General features: G+C 44.6%; 17 protein-coding genes. 9 read left to right on the top strand and 8 right to left on the bottom strand.

From position 1 onward, the window contains the following. Positions 1–91 precede the first annotated feature (91 nt). Entirely contained in the window at positions 92–1045 is a 954-nt protein-coding gene (locus VJL_RS02500; RefSeq protein ID WP_038875438.1) for an iron-siderophore ABC transporter substrate-binding protein, read from the top strand. Beyond that, on the top strand, positions 1045–3039 hold the full coding sequence (gene fhuB / locus VJL_RS02495) for a Fe(3+)-hydroxamate ABC transporter permease FhuB (RefSeq protein ID WP_038875436.1): 1995 nt from the start codon (positions 1045–1047) through the stop codon (positions 3037–3039). Before VJL_RS02500 ends, fhuB begins: the two co-directional genes overlap by 1 nt. A gap of 158 nt (positions 3040–3197) precedes the next feature. Here fhuB and VJL_RS02490 read toward each other — a convergent pair whose 3' ends face one another. After that, positions 3198–4085 (bottom strand): LysR family transcriptional regulator, encoded by an 888-nt coding sequence (locus VJL_RS02490; RefSeq protein WP_038875433.1) that lies wholly within the window; start codon positions 4083–4085, stop codon positions 3198–3200. Positions 4086–4196: 111 nt separating this feature from the next. Here VJL_RS02490 and VJL_RS02485 point away from each other — a divergent pair, with 111 nt between their 5' ends. The 3 genes from VJL_RS02485 (at position 4197) to VJL_RS30180 (ending at position 6120) form a co-directional block, all read left to right on the top strand. Beyond that, positions 4197–5390, top strand: a complete 1194-nt coding sequence (locus VJL_RS02485; protein WP_038875432.1) for a multidrug effflux MFS transporter — start codon at positions 4197–4199, stop codon at positions 5388–5390. 113 nt (positions 5391–5503) lie between these two features. Beyond that, positions 5504–5851: a hypothetical protein gene (locus VJL_RS02480; RefSeq protein WP_038865307.1), complete on the top strand. Its 348-nt coding sequence runs from the start codon at positions 5504–5506 to the stop codon at positions 5849–5851. Positions 5852–5985: 134 nt separating this feature from the next. Continuing rightward, complete coding sequence (locus tag VJL_RS30180) at positions 5986–6120, top strand: hypothetical protein (RefSeq protein ID WP_095760458.1); 135 nt, start codon at positions 5986–5988, stop codon at positions 6118–6120. Positions 6121–6191: 71 nt separating this feature from the next. On the opposite strand, the gene VJL_RS02475 is transcribed toward VJL_RS30180, so the two are convergent. From VJL_RS02475 to VJL_RS02465, 3 genes are all read right to left on the bottom strand, one after another. Continuing rightward, the gene (locus tag VJL_RS02475) at positions 6192–6806 is read right to left on the bottom strand and encodes a glutaredoxin family protein (protein WP_038875429.1); all 615 of its coding nucleotides are present in this window, start codon (positions 6804–6806) and stop codon (positions 6192–6194) included. 62 nt (positions 6807–6868) lie between these two features. Further along, complete coding sequence (locus VJL_RS02470) at positions 6869–7708, bottom strand: DMT family transporter (protein ID WP_042600010.1); 840 nt, start codon at positions 7706–7708, stop codon at positions 6869–6871. A 398-nt stretch (positions 7709–8106) separates the two neighbouring features. Beyond that, on the bottom strand, positions 8107–9075 hold the full coding sequence (locus tag VJL_RS02465) for a porin (protein ID WP_038875426.1): 969 nt from the start codon (positions 9073–9075) through the stop codon (positions 8107–8109). A gap of 567 nt (positions 9076–9642) precedes the next feature. Between VJL_RS02465 and VJL_RS02460 the strand changes: the two genes are divergently transcribed. Beyond that, entirely contained in the window at positions 9643–10668 is a 1026-nt protein-coding gene (locus VJL_RS02460) for a porin (protein ID WP_038865316.1), read from the top strand. Positions 10669–10873: 205 nt separating this feature from the next. Next, complete coding sequence (locus VJL_RS02455; protein ID WP_038875423.1) at positions 10874–11488, top strand: fumarylacetoacetate hydrolase family protein; 615 nt, start codon at positions 10874–10876, stop codon at positions 11486–11488. An 8-nt stretch (positions 11489–11496) separates the two neighbouring features. Here the strand turns inward: VJL_RS02455 and VJL_RS02450 are convergent, their stop codons facing one another. The 3 genes from VJL_RS02450 to VJL_RS02440 all read right to left on the bottom strand — a co-directional run bounded on the left by VJL_RS02450 (position 11497) and on the right by VJL_RS02440 (position 13447). Continuing rightward, the gene (locus VJL_RS02450; RefSeq protein WP_005435565.1) at positions 11497–11808 is read right to left on the bottom strand and encodes an AzlD domain-containing protein; all 312 of its coding nucleotides are present in this window, start codon (positions 11806–11808) and stop codon (positions 11497–11499) included. Then, positions 11805–12548 (bottom strand): AzlC family ABC transporter permease, encoded by a 744-nt coding sequence (locus VJL_RS02445; protein WP_038875421.1) that lies wholly within the window; start codon positions 12546–12548, stop codon positions 11805–11807. The genes VJL_RS02450 and VJL_RS02445 overlap by 4 nt, the downstream gene beginning before the upstream one ends. A gap of 71 nt (positions 12549–12619) precedes the next feature. Beyond that, on the bottom strand, positions 12620–13447 hold the full coding sequence (locus tag VJL_RS02440; RefSeq protein WP_038875418.1) for an AraC family transcriptional regulator: 828 nt from the start codon (positions 13445–13447) through the stop codon (positions 12620–12622). A gap of 252 nt (positions 13448–13699) precedes the next feature. Between VJL_RS02440 and VJL_RS02435 the strand changes: the two genes are divergently transcribed. Both VJL_RS02435 and VJL_RS02430 read left to right on the top strand, forming a co-directional pair. Continuing rightward, on the top strand, positions 13700–14332 hold the full coding sequence (locus VJL_RS02435) for a LysE family translocator (protein ID WP_038875415.1): 633 nt from the start codon (positions 13700–13702) through the stop codon (positions 14330–14332). 81 nt (positions 14333–14413) lie between these two features. After that, a complete protein-coding gene (locus VJL_RS02430) occupies positions 14414–14833 on the top strand; it encodes a GNAT family N-acetyltransferase (RefSeq protein ID WP_038875413.1) in 420 nt (139 codons plus the stop codon). A gap of 95 nt (positions 14834–14928) precedes the next feature. On the opposite strand, the gene VJL_RS02425 is transcribed toward VJL_RS02430, so the two are convergent. Then, complete coding sequence (locus tag VJL_RS02425) at positions 14929–16623, bottom strand: phospho-sugar mutase (RefSeq protein WP_038875411.1); 1695 nt, start codon at positions 16621–16623, stop codon at positions 14929–14931. Between the last annotated feature and the right edge of the window lie 57 nt (positions 16624–16680).

Below are 16680 nucleotides of genomic sequence, written 5' to 3'. Positions count from 1 at the left end.
CTAAGTTAGCGTTCCCAATTTTAAAGCAGCCTTTTCTGGGCTGCTTTTGTCGTTTGTAGAAATCTCGAATTTAGATGAAGTAGGCAAATATATGAGCTTAAAATCAATCGCTTCCCATTTTTCTAAAGTAAAAAATTTGAATACAAAACTCGTTCTAACGATGTTAGCGAGTGCTTTATCGTTTAATGCGATGGCGGATTTCAAAGTAGAAGACAGTGAGGGGATTAAAACACTTGAAGCTCAACCTGTCAGAGTAGCAGCGCTTAACTGGGATGTCGCTGAGCAAGTGATTGAACTCGGTGTAACACCAGTAGCAGTACCTGATATTGCAGGGTATAGCGATTGGGTTGTTCAACCTGCGATTCCAGAAGGCGTGGCGGACATTGGCACTAGAACTGAGCCTAACTTTTCTGCTTTGAAGAAGCTAAACCCAGATGTAATTCTTATCGCTTCACCTCAGAAAGATCTTCAGGAGCGACTTTCAGAAATCGCGCCAGTACTTTACTACCAAACGTACAGTGAAGAGCACAGTAATGCGGCGGCGGCTATCGATAACTTCAAGAAGATAGGCCAATTGCTTGGTAAAGAAGAGCAAGCGAACAAGAAACTGGCTGCGATGGAGCAGCGTCTTGAGGTTCTTAAGGCTGAATTAGATAAAGCTTACCCGGGAGACAAGCCAAAAGTCACTTCTTTCCGTTTTGCGAGCACCACGTCAGTTTACATTTACGGTGATAACTCGATTCCGCAATACGCGCTTGAGCAGCTAGGTTTTGAAAATGCGTTGGATCTTCCGGCTAGTCAGTGGGGGATCAGTCAAAAGCGTATGACTGAACTTAAGAAGGTGAAGAACGGCATTGCACTTTACTTTGAACCTTTCCCGTATCAAGACAAGTTAGAGCGTTCTCCGGTTTGGAAGAGCATGCCTTTCGTTCGCAATGGTCAATTTAGCCCAGTAGCAGCGAGTTGGAGCTACGGCGGTGCTATGTCTATTTTGTATAACGCTGAAGCCATGGCGCAATCGTTGTTGATGCTAGCGGAGCAGTAATGAGATCCAGTGGTTTCATGATGGGGGCGGTGCTATTGCTCACCGCTCTTGTTCATTTATGGTTAGGCCAGTCAGAATTTGGTCCTGTTGGAGAGTTGTTCCAACAAGTCTCACAGATCAGTGACATCGCTACATTCAATAAAATGGTCGATGATTCATTTGAGTTGATGGCGTTAGTCTATGTTAACTTGCCTCGTTTGGTGATGGCGATTTTGGTTGGTGGAACACTCGGTACCATAGGTAGCTTGTTTCAACAATTAACGCAAAATCACATGATGTCTCCGCTTACCTTAGGTACATCGTCAGGTGCATGGCTTGGTCTGGTCATTCTAAATGTGGCCGCGCCGATGTTGGTGGCTCAGTATTCAGTTTGGTTTGCGCTGATAGGCGCGCTGCTTGCAATGGGTCTGATTGTTTCCATAGTTGGCATCAAAAACATGAGCGGCTTGCCAATTGTTTTGGCAGGTATGGCGGTAAACTTACTGCTAGGCGCATTTGCAACTGCAATTATTTTGCTCAACGACCAATATGCTCAGAACTTGTTCGTATGGGGAGCGGGTGATCTCGGGCAAAATGGTTGGGAGCAAGTGCTTTGGTTGATGCCTAAGTTACTGCCAATCTTTGCTATTTTCCTGTTGGCTCCGAGGGTTTTGACTCTTCTTTCGATTGGTACAGAAGGGGCTGCTGCGCGTGGTCTCAACATCGGTACGACTTTCTTTGTCCTAATGGTGATTGGCGTTTGGCTGGTTTCCGTGTCGATTACCTCGGTGGGTGTAATCAGCTTTATTGGTTTGATTGCTCCAAACATCGCGAGACATTTGGGCTTTTTAAAGGCGAAATCTGAGCTCATCGCTAGCTGCGTATTAGGTGCGCTATTGCTTTGTATGACCGACAGCTTGGCGATTTTCTTAGCGCAATGGTCTTTGGATATGATTCCTACAGGAACAGCAACCGCGGTGATTGGCGCTCCAGCTTTGATCATTATTGCTCGCAAGCAGATGTCGGCCCAAGATCAGCTATTTTTCTCAATGCCTAAAGGGCCAAAGTTTATTTCACCTTTGGCTTATTTCTTGTTGGGTGCAATGATTTCCGGTTTACTGGCGTTAAGTACATTGTCACAACCTTCTTCAGATATGAGTTATTTCATTATCCCAGATGCGTTTGAGTGGTCTATTCGCTGGCCTAGAATGTTAACCGCAATATTTGCTGGTGGCGGTTTGGCAGTGGCAGGTGTGATTTTACAAAGGCTCGTTTACAACCCACTTGCGAGCCCAGACATTCTTGGCGTATCGGCAGGTGCGGTGTTAGCGCTGATTTTCAGTAGCCTGTTTATGGGATACTCGATTCACTCGCTAAGCCCTTGGGTTGCGTTTTTGGGCAGTGCGATTGCACTTTGTTTGTTGCTGTTCCTTGGTAAGAAGCATCAGTTCGCTCCGTCTATCCTAATTCTGACCGGTATCTCGCTGACCGCGGTGTTAGAGGCTCTAGTGCAATTCTCTTTAACACGAGTGGGTGAGGGGAAATACACCTTATTGGCTTGGTTGGCAGGCTCTACGTATCGTGTTGAACCTGATGCAGCAATGATCATGGCTATCGTGATCACCGTTTGTATTGGCGTAGCTTTACTGTTGAGTCGTTGGGTGACATTAATTGCTACTGGTCGTCAGTTTGCAAGTGCAAGAGGGCTGAACATCAACATCGCCTATGTGGCTCTATTGTGTATCGTCGCGATTTTATGTTCGATGGTCACAACCACCATGGGGCCGGTCGCTTTTGTTGGCCTACTGGCTCCACATATTGCAGCTATGGTTGGTGCTCGCTTGGTTCGAGAGCAGATCTTATTGTCTTTCTTAATCGGTGCAGCCCTAATGTTGTTTGCTGATTGGCTAGGGCAAGTCGTGGTGTTCCCCGCTCAACTTGCTGCAGGTACGTTAGTTTCGATTATCGGAGGCAGCTACTTTATCTTTCTTTTGTTGAAATCTCGGAGTGCTTAGGATTGTATATTAGCAGATGGTTTTTGCATGATTAGACGTTGTGATTTGTTTTTAATAAGCAACGTTATAACGTCTTATCATATCACTCAAAACATTCACGACAGACCAACGCGCCCCTTGTGACTCTCCAATATCTTTGTTCTCAAAGAGTGAGTAGATTAGGCGCGCTTTTCTTCATCTAAGCGTGATTTAAGGTAGTCGAGAAACAGCTGAGTTCGGGTGTGTTGATAATCCAGTTTTGGATAGTAAGCGTAGACCGTCGCCTCATCAGCAGTGACATCGGGAAGTATCGGTATTAATGCTCCGGACTTAAGCTCTTCTTTGATCATCACATTATTGGACAGTAAAATTCCCATTCCGCGTTTAGCGCCATGGAAAAGAGCTTCAGGGTTCGTGGTCGCGAAATTTCCTGAAAGGCTAATACGCTTTCCACGGTTGGTTTTGAGCTCTCTTGTTGGCTTTTCACCCCAAATCAACATGTTATGTTGTGATAGTTCTTCAACCGTTTGTGGGGTTCCGTGTTTTTCAAGGTAACTAGGCGCTGCATAAAACTGGGCTTTGTGTTCGAACAATGGCGTTGCTTTAAAACTTAAAGAATTGAGATGTTCCAACTCCCTGCTGATGAATAAATCTAAGCTCAGTTCGGGGATTTGACCTGGTAGCGTTGTGATAAGTTGAAGTTTAATGTAGGGGTATTTTTCAAGAAAATCGTCCAGATAATGAACAAGGAACTTAGAGCCAACGGCCAGCGTTGCTCCAATCTTAAGTAAGCCTGCTGGAGATTGATTCACTGAGCGTGTTTCGTCTAGCACAGATTGCCAAGAGTCTAGCTGTACTTTGGCTCGTTCGTAGAATAGGGCGCCAGCTTCTGTTTGGCTGATGGAGCGTGTTGTTCGCTTGAGCAGTTGTACACCAATCTTATCTTCTAGCCACTGGATACGCTTACTAATGGCTGAGCTGGTGGTATTGAGCTTTCTGGCTGCCGCATTGAAGCTTCCTTCTTCTACTACACGAATATAGCTATTGACACTTTGAATCCAATCCATTTTATTCTATCCCCATAGGAAATAATTCTTTTCCATTTTGGTTTATTATCATCTTAGAGTAACAAATATACACTGTCTGTCGTGAAACTGTCATGATGTAAGGAGGGTATATTGCGTAAAACACCATTATTATTGGCGATGATGATCATCGCGACCGGTCAAGTTGGCGTCAGCATTTATCTTCCATCTTTGCCAATGATCGGACATGACCTTGAGCTTCCGCAGCATGCGATTCAAAACCTTGTCACGTTATTCCTTGTTGGCTTTGGTGTCTCTCAGCTTTTTTATGGCCCGCTATCCGACTCAATAGGGCGTAGGCCAGTATTCATTCTTGGTCAAAGCGTTTATCTCGTAGGTACGGTCATATGTATTGCGTTTGCAGACCATATTGTCGCTTTGGAAGCTGGAAGGCTATTACAAGGTTTAGGTGCGGGAAGCGCCTCTGTTCTTGGGCGCTCAGTATTACGAGACAGTTACGATGGCTCACAATTGACCAAGGCCCTTTCCTATATTTCGGTCACAGCATCAGTGATGCCGATAGTTGCGCCTTTGTTTGGTGGTTGGATCGCTTATCATTTAAGTTGGCATGCGGTGTTTGTCTTCGTATTGTTTTACTTAATCGCGATTTTTACGCTGGGCTTAATCGTTCTTCCAGAAACATTGCCTTATCCCAAGCGCCGTTTTGAACCTAAACGAGTCATATTGAATTACTTAACGCTGTTGACTAATAAACAAGTGATTGGCAGTGCGAGCTACAACTGGCTCAGTTATCTTTCTGCTCTGGTGACGTTGTCCTTATATCCATTTTTGATGCAGCAAGAGCTTGGATTAACTGCTGCAGACTATGGCTCGTTGATGATTGTCCCTTCAGCAGGGTTGTTAATGGGTAGTTTGGTGCTTAACTTAGTCAATTCGCGCTACAAAGAGCAGCAGATCCTATTGATGAGTTTTGTTGTCGTTGCTGCATCAGGAGTGATGCTACTGATTTTACCATTTACGGTTACGTCACTATTAGTTGCCTTCACTTGCTTGAGTTTTGCGCAAGGAATGTCGTTCCCGGTTTCAATCAGTTTGTTGTTATCCCCACACAAACAACAAGCAGGCGCGGTTTCTGCATTATCTGGGTCTATACAAATGTGTCTCGCAGGTTTGTTTGGCGGATATTTGGTGGAGTATTGGGTAACGAGCCAATATCAATTAGGTGTCTTCTATGTGTTGATTGCAGGGTTAAGCTGTGTTGTTTTGGCACTGAGTCAAATTCAGACGCCTACCAGTGGTTTGGCTCAACCAGAAAGCTCGCGTTGAATCTGCTTGCAAGCTTACGTGCTCCTTTCTAAAATGCGCAGCAAATTAGGCTCGCAGATGCTGACTCAAAAGCGTTGTGCGAGGAAAACGCCCGTTAATCGTTAGGTGAACCCATGCAACAAAACGAATTTGAAGCGCTATTAAAAGAAATTGGCGAAAAAGAGAACTTGCCTCAGGCTCTTGAACTACTAAAAGCATCTGAAGAAGAAGAGGTCGCTCAAGCAGCGGAATCACTAAGTGGTCAATTTGGCCTTGCGGAGGTCGATGGTGAAAAACGTATTTACCATATTACCTTCCAAGCTGACGAGTCTGGTGAAGAGAAAGAATTTGTTGAGCATGTCATGAATGAAGGCGATCACCTGATCAAATTTGCGGCTTGGTTCTTTGAAACTTTCTTTGAAATTAAACAAAAAGATACTTACAAAGCAGCAGGCAAAACGTACCAACAGCCCAAGCGTTAATCACTTTTTTGATTCGCTAGGATTAAATTTCTTGTAATTAAATTACAATTATTTTGTGATCTTTATCTTGTTTTTGGTGTTTTGTGGTGTAAAATTACAACATAAACCAGTCAATTACTTCTTAGGAGAAGGTCATGGGTTACGAACTTGGTGGCGTTTACATTGGTCAAATGATCGCAAAAGACGCGATGCACAAAGCGCTTTACGGTAAAACAAAGAAGAAGAAACCTTCAATGTTTGCTCGAGTAATGAAAAAGCTAGCGAATTAATAGGAAAAGCCCTGATTTGATATCAGGGCTTTTTGCTTTGTTAGAGATGTCGTGTTTCTGCTAGGTGATAATTATGCGCTTTGACTTGGGATCTCAACAACGTTGTTAGGCACTTTATCTAATCCCTTTTCCGCTAACCACTTTTCCAAGTTGTCTGCGCCTCCTATGTACTCTCCATCTAACCAAATTTGCGGCACCGTTACAGGTGTTTTCTCGCCAATGATGGCTTTCACTTCAGGTATCATTCGGTAAAGGGCTGCACTGTCTTTGACGACGTCATAGTATGTGTATTCTATACCCGTCTCATCCAGCAACTTTTTGGCTTTAACGCAGTAAGGACACGTCGCTTTGCCGTAGACAATATTGCCTTTAAGTTGATCGCGTTTAGTCCACTCAGCAATAACTGATTGAACAAGCACGCCTCGGTTTAGCGCTTCCCCTTGGCTGACGACTTTTCCTTCAACAACTAGGATAGGGGCGTGCCAAGCACCAAGTTTTAGTGGTTCCCACCAATGGGACAACCAATCTTTAACTTCTAGCTCTACGGAGACACCCGCTAATTCGTTTTCAAAAGTATCGGCAAGAATGTCTTTAGTTAGGGTGCATTCGCCACATGGAATATTAACCTTGAATGGTCCCCAGCTGCCTGCCCAACGATAAAGTGTCATTTTGATTGGCTGTGTCATACGATAATCCTCATTTCCTTTCCTGAAAATATAGAACTCAAAACCAAAGAAATTCTTTCAATTTACTTTCTTTTTTTTGCTTCCCAATGAGTGATGAAAGCAATTGAGCCAACGATAATCGCGGCACCCAACCATAATCGACCTGGTGGAACCCAGCTGAACACTAACCAACCGGCAAAGACATTAAGTGGTAATTTCGCGTGGTCAAAAGGTTGAACGAAAGACGCATCTGCTACGGCATAAGCTTTTACGACCGCCCATTGCGCTAAGGCGGTTAACACGCCAGCCGCAATGAGAATACCCCAAACATCCCACCCTTCTGGCATCACGAATGTTGGCACCGCAAGTATGATATTAAATGGTGTGATCAATAACAGTAGATAAACCACCATTGTTGACGGTGGATCATTGACTGATAATTTTTTCACCATCAGAGAGTAAGAAGCCCAGAAAAAAGCAGCGCCAACTGGCAACAGTGTCGCCCAGGTAAAAGAGTCAGACCAAGGCTCAAGGATGATCATTGCGCCAATAAAGCCAGTTAAGGTAGCGATCCAACGCGCTACCCCAACTTTCTCTTTAAGTATCAGACCTGAGCCTATAGTAGCAAACAAAGGCGAGGTCATTAACAACGCAATACCTTGCCAAATTGGCACTGGATACGCGAGTGCCCACAGCCATAGTTGGATCCCGATAACGGCAAGGAAAATACGTAGAGCGTGCCAACCAAAGTGGTTTGTGCGCAGTGATTGACGAATGCCTAGGGTGCGTAAATAAGGCAATATCGCAAAAAAGGCGATCGCGTATTGGAATAACGCAAAGGTCGTGGACGACACTCCAAAGTGTATACTCGCAACTTGAGCAAAACTATTAACGACGGCGAATGCTAAACCCGCGGTGAGCATCCAAGATGCACCTTGGACAGGATGATGATTCAATTGGATATTTCCGTTTTTAAAGAATGGCCAGAATCATACGTTCTATTCATAGGGTAGCCAATAAAAAAATGCCTCCCAGAGGGAGGCGACATTACCAATTTAAAGGACGTGCCTACCGAAGTAGGTACAAAGAACGAGAAGCACAAACGCTGCCATGCATTTGCTCGATTTAGTTATTGCAGCTAGTGTGCCAACTTTTAATTGGTTGATTTTAAAGGCCTAGATGAACATAGCTTGAGAAAGCCTAGAGGGAATGCACTAACTTCGGGATTAGGTGCATTAAAAGAAGGCAGGTTAGTGAGTACGATCAAAAAAGCCGACACAAGAGTGCCGGCCAAAAGACTCGCTATTAGGACAAGTTTTTATTAGAAGTCGTAACGTACGCCTAGACGTAGTGTGTCTTCACCTTCAGTTACCTTGCCTTCTCCATTCTTTTCTTCATCCAGCTGGTTCATGTAGTAAGAAAGGTAAGTACGGAAGTTGCTGTTAAGTTTGTAGTAACCAACCAGCTCAAAACCATCAACCGCGTCATATTTTGCTGCGCCATTTGGATCGTTCTCTTGGAAAGTGTATAGGCCAGCAACAGTAAACTTACTTGCTAATTTGTAGCTTGCTACAAGCTCGTAAGCGGTAAAGTCTTCAGAGTCATCAATGGCACCTTGAGAGTAAGTTCCTGCAAGGTATAAGTTTTCAAGAGAGTAGGCGATACCACCAAGAATTTGGTCTTCTGAGTTATCTTTATCTACATCGCCACCAGAGTAAGCAAGACCTAGGTCTAGGCCCATTGGTAGAGAATAAAGGCCAGAGATGCCGTATTTGTCTTGGCTGTCACCAGAGTTGGCTTGGTAAGTTGCTTGAACTTGTAGAGCATCAAATTCGCCACGGTAAGCGAATACGCTGTCTTGCTTATCAGAGGATGAATCAATAACTTGTTGAACACCTGAGAACTCAGTGATATCCGTCATATCAGAGATGATAACAGCAGCCATGTCTTGGCGACCTACCGAAAAATCACCTGCATCAGCACTTACACCAGCGTACATGTAACGGTTTTTAAACTCGCTTTTACCTGTTTTTTGTTCAGCTTCGTAAACACCAAAAGCAGATAGGCCATTACCGATATCTGTTTTACCTTTTAGATTTAGACGTGCACGAGATGCATCTTCCATAGTACCGTCAACTTCTGCACCGTCAGAACCGATGAAGTCGCCACGAAACTCCACGCGACCGCCAACTTTCAATTCAGTCCCGTCGTCTTTATACACGGTTGCTGCAAATGATGGTGCTGATACCAATGCTGTTAGAATCGCGGTAGTTAGTGCTGCCTTTTTCATTTTCTTATTACCCTAGTTGTAATCGATGAGCTTTCTTGCTCGATTTGTGTCGATGACGCTTAAGGTAAACCGCGAAAATGAAAGATAGATTTCTGTTACGTGATGATTCTATTGCATTTTTATTTCAAATGAGTGACAGGGGAGATATTGATGAAACCTTATAGAAAACAGGTTTTAGGTTTTTTTATGTTTCTGCTCCTTTAAGTGGACAGCCTAATTTTAAAAAAGTTCCTAATCATAATTTTCTTTTTGAAATGTAACAAAAATCCTCGTTAAACTCTGCGTTAATCACACAATTACAATAGCTTAGATAGTGATTTAGGCTTAAATGTAACAAAGTGTTTCTATTTTTGGGTGTTGTTTTCTTAAATTGTTGTCTGCTTATGGGTAAACGTTTGCCATTTTTCTTTTTTATTACATCTTTTCACTCTGCTCTTGGGAACTTCTGAAATACAGTGAGCAACAGTTGTTAAGCAAAAGTGACGCGACATTGGTGGAAGAGATGCCCCGGTCCACTTTTGTATAAGACTGACTTATAAACTAATGAATAAATACATGGATTTTATAATGAACAAAAAATTCCTAGCAGCAGCGATTGTTGCAGCAACATTCGGTACACAAGCAGTAGCAGTGGAACTTTACAACAACGACGGCACTACTTTCGCTATCGGTGGTCACGTATCTGTTAACCTAAACGGTTCAGAGCAAGGCGACACAGATGTAGGTACTAACTCTCCACGTATCAACTTCACAGCAACTCAAGACCTAGGCAACGGCTTCACAGCTGACGCTCGCGGTGAGTGGGCTCTTAACTACCTAGATGGCGGTGAAGAGTCATTCACTACTCGTCTTGGCTACCTAGGTCTAACTCACGACGTATACGGCCGTGCAGTTGGTGGTACTCAATGGGCACCTTACTACGATGTAGCTGGCGTTGCTGATATGCCAATCGCATTTGCGAACGACTTTATCTACGATGACCACGGTGCTCTAGGTACTGGTCGTGCGGACAAGATGCTTTCTTACCGCAACGCAATCGAGCTAGGTGAAGCTGGTGCAATCAACTTCGGTCTAGGTTGGCAAGGTGCTAAGACTGACGGTGCAGAATACGATGACCGTATGCAAGTTGCACTTTCTTACGCAATCATGGGCGCGAAAATTGGTTACACTTACAACGGTGGTGATATCCAACAAGCTAACTTTGTAGGCAAGCAATCTGCTGAATCTCACCTAGTATCTGCATCTTACGGTTCATACGGTCAAGGCCTATACGTAGCAGCAGTATACGGTTCAAACGAGAACATGAACTTCGGCACAAACGGCGCTCGCCTTGTAGACAGTGATGCGTACGAAGCGCTACTAGCATACGCTCTACCAAGCAGTCTAAACCTAAGCATCAACTACGAAATGGTTGAAGGTAAAGAGTTTAACCGCAGCAAAACTGAAACTGCACGTGAAGAGATGGCTGTTCAAGCAGAATACAACTTCACTTCTAAGTTTGTTGGTTACGCTGGTTACCAGTTCGACCTAAACGATGCTAACGATCGTAAAACAGACGACAAATGGGCACTTGGTGCTCGTTACTACCTATAATAGTAACCTGTCCTAGTTACTATAAAAGCCAGCCTCGTGCTGGCTTTTTTCATCTCTAATGTTTGATAAATGAGAGAGTTTCGCCTTGAAGGCGAGAGAGCAAAACGGGCTGAATGTCTTGTTTTTAACATTCAAGAGTGGGAACTAGTGTGGGCAACTCAATCAGTTAGATTATCATGTGCGTTTTGTTTTGCAGGGAAGAGCAATGAGCGTCATTCAGGTTGAAGAGAAGAAAGTCAAAGTTGGTAAAGTTCTGTGTGTTGGGCGTAACTATGTTGAGCATATTCAAGAGCTCAATAATGCCATGCCAGAACAAATGGTCGTGTTTAATAAACCGGCGACTTCCGTTTCAACCAAACTCACCTCATTTCATCAAGAGCCTTTGCATTACGAAGCAGAAATCTGTTTTCTGATCAAAAATGGTCAATACAATGCGGTTGGGCTTGGCCTAGATCTGACCAAACGCGGCTTACAATCGACCCTCAAAGAAAAAGGATTACCTTGGGAACGTGCTAAAGCGTTTGACGGTTCAGCAGTATTCAGTCGATTCCACTCTCTTAACGGTGTCGATATAGACGATCTCAACTTAGAGCTTTTGATTAACTGTGTTCATGTTCAAAAAGGGCACGTTAAACAGATGCTTTACCCACCAGTTAGTATTCTCGATGAGCTGAAGAGCTATACAACTCTAGAAGATGGCGATGTCGTGATGACAGGCACACCAAAGGGCGTGGGAGAAGTGCATCAAGGCGATGTCTTCCTTGGGCGTTTGAAGTGTGGAGACTTCACCTTGTTAGAGATTGAGTGGGTAGCTACTTAGTCGTGAGCTTACAACCAAATTCGAAGCAATAAGAACGCGACCATACTTACTATGGTGGTGAGCAAGACATTCTTGGTGAGGTACGCAATCGCAGCGGCTAATAGAGCAGCCAATAGAAATGGATTTTGCCATGTGACGCTCAGTTCACCCTCTGGCATAAATACAATTGGAGCCCAAATTGCGGTGAGTACTGCAGGGCTTGCGTAGCTCAACACTTTCTGAGTTCTTACGCCTAACCTAAGCGGTAACTTAGGTTCTAAGAACAGATAACGGCTGGTGAACACCAAGGCTGTCATGGCTAAGATAGACAAAAAGATCATTGGCGTTCCTCCTGTGTACTCTCAAGGTTTGGTGCTTTCGTCGTAAATTGTTCCACAAAATAGCCCGTCAACATGGCGAGAATGCTCGCGAACATCAAGCTTCCTTCTACTTGGTAGTAGTTCAGCGCCACTGAGCTAACTAATGCCACCAAGACACTGCATAACACGGGAATGCTTTTTATCGTTGGCACCACAATCGCGATAAAAGTGGCAGCAACGGCAAATTCCAATCCGAGCTCATTCAATTCAGGTATCAAACTGCCGGCAACGATGCCGGCAAGCGTTGCGAAGTTCCAGAAGAGATAAAAGCTTAACCCAGCGCCAAGGGCGTACCATCGATCAAATTGTTTATCGGATTGGTGCCCGACGATGGCAAATAGCTCGTCAGTGAGTAAGAAGCCAAGTGAAAGACGCCACTTTGCTGGCAAAGGCGAAATCTTACTGCGCATTGAAACGCTATAGAGAAAATGGCGAGAGGTAATGAAAAAAGTAGTCAGCAGCATCGTAGTCAAGCCAGCGCCTGCTTTAATCATCCCCATGGCTACAAGTTGGGCGGAGCCTGCAAACAGAATAGCGGAAAGCGCCTGACCTTCCAGAGGGTGTAAGCCAGTATCAATGGCAAATGAGCCGGCTAATAACCCCCAGGGCAACACAGCGATGCTCAATGGCATCATAGCGATGGTGCCTTGTAAAAAGAGCGAGGATTTTGAATTTTGATGAGTTGGCAAAGTAGTATCCATAACTTCAACTTAAATAGAAAAACATGCTGTTAAGGTAGACTGACCTCAGCACGCTGCCTTGTACAAAATTGCTAACAATGCTTGATGTACTGCCCAGGCGTTACGCCCATGGCTTTTTTAAAGTGACGATGCAAATGGCTTTGATCGTGAAAGCCACACTCTTGAGCAACATCAGAAGTCTTTTGTCCTAACTTGAGCAGTTTTTTCGCCATTCGGAGTCTCTGCTGAATTTGAAACGCGTGCGGCGGAAAGCCGAATTGTTTTTGAAACTCGCGCAACAAATGAAAAGGGCTTAATCCCGCCAATTTCGCAAGTTCTTCTAAAGAGACATCGGCTTGAGGGAAGTCTTCAAGAAACTCTTTGACCAGATGTACTTGCTTTTGCGCTTTGGTCGCATCTTGAAGAGAGGCTCGATGTGTACTGTGCTTGCTGGCAAGTTTGACCAACGTACCGTAGACAAGTGTCTCTCTTAGTAAGCGGTTATCGGATTTCTCTAGCGTATCGAATACCAACCGCAGTTGATTAGCGAGTTCTGGATCATAAACAACGGGTTGGGGGAAGTAGGGCTGTGCGACATTGGGTGCGCCGAGTTCTTCCCCGAGCGTTTGAAACTGCTCAGGTACGGGATACATGGCTTTGTATTCCCAACCGCCTTCTGACGCTGAGTGACCGTTATGCACCTCGTCGGCGTTGACAAGAATGATGCTGTCTTGCGGTGCAATATGATTTCCGCCAGTACGAAAGAACTGTTGCGCACCTTTTTCAATCACGCCAATGGTGTAGCCTTCATGGCTATGGCGAGAGAAATTTTGTTTTTCGTACTTTGCGTCGAGCAGCTCCAAGCCGCCCAGTTCTTGAGCAATCTTAAAAGTCGCGATTTCCTTATTCTTTTCTTTCATTTTCGTTCTGAATTGCTCAAGCGTAAATGGAGGGACAATGTCAACAGGAGTCTACCGGAACCATCCTGAGTATTTTTGTACAAAATTGCTATCAGTATTAAAAATAAATTCCAAAAAGGTTAATTGTTTTTAAAGTGAGCATTAAACCTTCTTTATTTTCTGATTTTAATATTCAATGGAGGTATTTGGTCTGGTCGTTGTTCAATCATTGGTATAAGATTCGCCGCCTGTTTTAAAAATCTAGTCCCAATCATGATCGATTTATCTGTACTCCCCGTTTATCTCACTGCTGTTGTTGCTCTCCTTTTATTACCCGGCCCAGACATGCTGCTGATTGCCAGTTCTAGTATGAGCTATGGCAAAAAAGTTGGTCTGTTTGCGAGCTTAGGCAACGCGACGTCCGGCGTGATCTTAACGCTGTTAGCGGCAATGGGCGTGTCGACCTTGATTGCAATGAGTCCAATCGCATTAAAAGTGCTCCATCTACTGGGGGGCGCGTACTTGCTCAAAATGGGCTGGGATTGTCTACGAGCGGACGTATCTGCTGCACCGGAGCTTGACCAGAAAAACAAAATGGCATCGACTTACTATCAGCGTGCCTTAATGAGCAATTTACTGAACCCCAAGGCGTTGGTGTTTTTCGTGATGTTTTTGCCACAGTTTGTATCTAGTAATATCACGGCATCTTCTGGTGAACAGATGTTGGCGCTAGGCTTAGTGCTGAATGTATTAGGCCTATTATTCAACATTTTACTGGTTGCTCTTGCTGGAACATTGGGGAAAGGTTTGGTTGAAAACGCTAAGTTCCGTATGTACCAAGGCAAGCTGATGGGATTAGTGTTTATTATTTTGGCAGTTTGGATGCTTAGTAGCTTCGCGATGTAAGAACAATCAGATTTTTATACAAAAGCCAGCACTCGCTGGCTTTTTGTTTTAGTATCACTCTGATTTCCAAGGAGTGGCAGTATGAAACTTGAATTTAAACTCAACCCAGAACAAAGCGATCTCGATTTTATCCGTGATGGCATCCGAGCGTATAACCGCATGCATTTACCGGATGGTGATGTAAATGCCATTGGCTGTTTTGCCCGTAATGACGAGGGTAAAGTGATTGGTGGACTCACGGGAGAGATATTCAATAACAACGTGTTCGTTGAATATCTTTGGGTAGATGCAGAGGCACGCACTTCGGGATTGGGAAGCAAACTGATTTCTCTACTGGAAGAACAAGCGAAATCACATGGGGTGACGCACTTGTATCTCGATACTTATAGCTTTCAAGCACTCGATTTTTACTTGAAATTGGGTTTTGAAAAAGTAGGGCAGTATTCAGGTTACCCAGCAGCAGGCATTGATAAACATTTCCTGCAAAAACAGATTGCTTGATTTGGTTTGAATTGAACAAAAAAAGAGGCGCTCGATGCGCCTCTTTTACTATTTACTATTTGCTGTTGTCACAGAGTCAATGTTTCAAACCTGAATTACAAGCTTTGTTGATGTGCTTCGATCAATGCGTTCATCTTCGCTTCCGCTGCTTGGTTAGCTTGCGCGTAATTCATCTCTGCTGGGAAGTCGCTGATCACTTCGTAATAACACTTCAACTTCGGTTCAGTACCTGAAGGGCGAACAATCACGCGTGATTTGTCTTCTAGGTGGTAAACCAATACGTCACTTGCAGGCAAGTCAATCGCTTCTGTTGGACAATCGGTCACAAATCGAAGTGATGACTTCAGATCTTCAATGACTTCAATGCGTTTACCCGCGATCTCTTTCGGTGGGTTCGCGCGAAGTTTGTCACCGATTGGTGGTGATTTAGGGTCAAGCGCAATGCTGCGTTGCGCGTTGAAGTAGAAACCGTGTTGGCGGTATAACTCTTCTAACTTATCCCACAGCGTTTTGCCTTGTGCTTTCAACTTACCTGTTAATTGAGAGAAAGCGACCAGTGCTGACAAGCCATCTTTATCCCAAACCTTGTTGCCTACCGTGTAGCCTAGTGCTTCTTCGTAAGCGAATAGGAACGGATTTGCATCTGTCTCTTGTGTCATTGCTACGTTGGTTAGCCATTTAAAGCCAGTTAACGTTTGGTAGTATTCTGCGCCATGTGCTTTCGCAATACTGCTCAATAGACGAGAAGACACAATGGTATTCCCAACAAGCGCGTTTGGTTGATCTTGCAGTAAGTAGTCACCAAACAATGAACCCACTTGGTCACCCGTTAGCATTTGGTATTCGCCATCTGGGCGTTTTACTGCCACGGCAAAGCGGTCTGCGTCAGGATCGTTCGCGCAAGCTATGTCGGCATTAACAGATTTACCCAGTGCCATCACCATGTCCATTGCACCTGCTTCTTCAGGGTTTGGGAAGTTTACGGTAGGGAACGTGCCGTCCGGTTCGCGCTGCTCTGGAACACTTGCCACTTTTTTAAAGCCAGCGTCTGCGAGCAACGTTTCTGCCATGTCCGCACCGACACCGTGCATTGCCGTGTAAACAATCGAGATGTCTGTGTTGCTGTTTGGTGTAAGCAGCGCGTTGTCGTTCATTGTCTTACGGTACGTTTGGTAGTACTCGTCTTCAAGCCAAACTAATAGACCTTTTTGCTTCGCGTCGTCGAGTGACATTAGAGGAAGCGGTTTTGTTGTCGCATCATCAATCTTGGCTGCAATACCAGAATCGTGTGGTGGAATGATTTGCGCGCCATTTTCCCAGTAGACTTTAAATCCATTGTACTCAGGTGGGTTATGGCTTGCGGTAACGACGACAGCCGCTGCTGCATTCAATTCACGCACACCAAAAGCAACAATTGGTGTTGCCGCTACTTTATAGGTTAGATAAACCTTGATACCTAAAGCAGTAAGAACGGAGGCTGTATCGTGTGCGAACTGCTTGGAATCTGGACGACCATCATAGCCAATCACGACTCCGCGAGAAGCGGCGTCTTTTACTTGTTCAATCAGGTAGTGACCGAGACCAGTTGCCGTTTCTTGAATCACTAAGCGGTTCATGCGGTTTGGACCAGCACCAACTTTACCGCGCAGACCTGCCGTACCAAATGCTAAGCGTGAGCCAAATCGATCTGTCAGTTCTTGTTCATTATTTGTATCGACTAGGTGCTGGAGCTCTTCGCGGGTTTTAGGGTCAGGGTCTCGTGCTAGCCACTGAGTAATTTGTGTTGTCATATTCATCTTTCCTTAGCAGGGGGAACCTACTTGTTTAGACACTTTAATTCGGAAAGT

It is taken from the genome of Vibrio jasicida CAIM 1864 = LMG 25398 (assembly GCF_000400365.1).
In the GTDB taxonomy this organism is placed as follows: Bacteria; Pseudomonadota; Gammaproteobacteria; order Enterobacterales; family Vibrionaceae; genus Vibrio; species Vibrio jasicida.
The sequence above is the reverse complement of the archived record's forward strand: the minus strand, read 5'-3'. Positions and strand labels throughout refer to the sequence as shown.